Source organism: Moorena sp. SIO3B2, assembly GCF_010692525.1.
In the GTDB taxonomy this organism is placed as follows: Bacteria; Cyanobacteriota; Cyanobacteriia; order Cyanobacteriales; family Coleofasciculaceae; genus Moorena; species Moorena producens.
On the sequence record NZ_JAAHHE010000679.1, the window covers coordinates 1 to 2,291 of the forward strand.

Annotated in this window: 2 protein-coding genes; both read left to right on the forward strand. The window is 43.0% G+C overall.

The annotated features are described in order from the left end of the window. The first annotated feature begins 153 nt into the window (after nucleotides 1-153). Nucleotides 154-603, forward strand: a complete 450-nt coding sequence (locus F6K38_RS39755) for a hypothetical protein (RefSeq protein ID WP_287360394.1) — start codon at nucleotides 154-156, stop codon at nucleotides 601-603. A gap of 62 nt (nucleotides 604-665) precedes the next feature. After that, nucleotides 666-2,225 carry a translocation/assembly module TamB domain-containing protein gene (locus tag F6K38_RS39760; RefSeq protein ID WP_287360396.1) on the forward strand — a complete coding sequence of 520 codons (1,560 nt, stop codon included), beginning with the start codon at nucleotides 666-668 and terminating at the stop codon, nucleotides 2,223-2,225. Nucleotides 2,226-2,291 lie beyond the last annotated feature (66 nt).

The following is a 2,291-nucleotide window of genomic DNA, read 5'->3' on the forward strand; positions in this document are numbered from 1 at the left end:
GCGACCCGTGGCGAATTTAATAATTAGATGCGGAAAGCGCATGAAACTGGCAAGATGCCAGTTCTACAAAACTCTTACAATCATTCCATTATTAAGCAACCCCAAAAAATCCGTACATTTCAATGATCTGCAAGTGATAAAGGAGCAAATACTATGAGCAAATACAGTTGGCCTGAAGATATCGATCTTACTGTCAAGAATAAAGTTGGTATCGGTACAAGCAACCCAGAAGCCGAGTTACACGTACTCGGCCAACTACTCGGCGCAGCCCAAGACACCTCAGGAACAGCCTTAAGAATCTGTTGTGGAAAAACTCCCGAAGGCTCAACTAATTGGAAACCAATGAGTGGTGGTGCAGGTATTTATGTAGATGTAGATACTTCAGTTTGTGGTTTTCAATCGACACCAATTTACCTAGTTAATATGCATGGAAACGGTGATAATTGGGAAACAACAGGCGGAAGTTCTGCATACGACAGGACTAACCAAGGTTTCAGGGTTTATGTGCGATTTTCTAGTGATAGAGATGGAAGACCAAACCTAACACCAGAATTTGCCAATAGCAGAGGATGGCATATTCAATGGCTGGCAATTGGTAATTAGTACCGCTACCGGGAATTATAAATTAACAATTAACACGTTTTGATCAACAGAGGTAAATAAACATGCCTTTTAATTGGACACTTCCAACACTTACAGTTGATGGCAAAGTTGGCATTGGGACAGAAACTCCCTCCCAGGAGTTGGAAGTAATCGGTGATATTTCCGCTAGAAACTTAAACCTTAATGGCTCCCTCACCATTGATGAAAACCTGACTGTCGATGGTAATTTCCAACTAGGAACATTATCGATAAACGCATTTTCCAGTGATGGAAACCTAGCAGATAACAGCAATTTAGCTGTCCCCACCGAACAAGCGGTTAAAACCTATGTCGATGGGCAAATTAGTCAAGTTAATAATGCCCTCGATACCAAAGCGGCTCTCAACGGTACTGCTAGCCAAGATTTTGCCACTAATAACTTGTCAGTAGGGGGTAATCTACAGGTATCGGGGAATTTGGAAGTACAAGGAAACGTAATTGCCCGTGATACGGAGCATATTGCCGGAAATGTGTCCTTGGGTGACCAAGACAGTGATGAAGTTAAAATTACCGGCGTAATTCGCTCAGGACACTCCTCAGGGGCGCTTAGGATAGATGATGCTTTGCATACCACTGGTTCGGTGAGTGTGGATGGGAGTTTAAGTGTTAGGGATGCGATCGCTACTGCTAATGTCGGCATTGGCACAAACAGTCCTAGGGCCAAGCTCCATATTTACTCACCTGGCAGTAATGATGCACTCAAAATTAGTAATCCACAGGTCAATAAAAACGCCAGGATGGGGGTAGATCAACTAGGTGTGTTCATCGAGCCGAGCGAGGATGATAGCAGTATTCGACTTAACGCCAATCCTAGGTCTTTGGGTATTGTGATTCGTGGGACCAACGGTCATGTTGGCATTGGGACAACAAATCCAACACAAGCTTTAGACATGGGAGGACGGAATAAAAATATTAAATTTGACTACGCACACATTGGGGAAACTGGCAGTGGAGCTGCAACCATCATCGCCAATAAAGCTCGTGTGAGCGAAACTGAGAATAATCGTGTTGATTATTCCCACAGCAACCCAGATGGTGTTAGTGCCATCGAACTTTTGTATACAAATGGAATTTCATTCTTCACCAAACCCACAGATAGCGCTACTCCTACCGTAGAGGGAGAACAATTTTTCTCTTATAGAGATAGAACCTATGAGCGTATGCGAATATCTTCCAATGGTAACGTTGGTATCGGTACAACCAACCCAGAAGCCGAGTTACACGTAATAGGCAAGCTACTAGGTGCAGCCCAAGACACCTCAGGAACAGCGTTAAGGATCTGTTGTGGAAAAACTCCCGAAGGCTCAACTAATTGGCAAGTTTATGGTGGTGGTGGAGGTATTTATGTAGATGTAGATACTTCAGCCTGTGGTTTTAAATCGACACCAATTTACCTAGTAAATCTGCATGGCAATAGCTTTAATTGGGAAACAACAGGCGGAAGTTCTGCATACAACCGGACTAACCAAGGTTTCCGTGTTTATGTGAGATTTCCTAGTGATAGAGATGGAAGACCAAACCTAACACCAGATTTTGCCAATAGCAGAGGATGGCATATTCAATGGCTGGCAATTGGTAATTAGAAATTAACAATTAACAATTTTTTCTCAAGAGAGGTAAACAAAAATGAGTAGATGGCCAGATCCAGA

Bases quoted from the DNA above. Each gene is read 5' to 3' on its own strand.
- F6K38_RS39755 (WP_287360394.1), top strand. From the start codon at position 154: ATGAGCAAATACAGTTGGCCTGAAGATATCGATCTTACTGTCAAGAAT.
- F6K38_RS39760 (WP_287360396.1), top strand. From the start codon at position 666: ATGCCTTTTAATTGGACACTTCCAACACTTACAGTTGATGGCAAAGTT.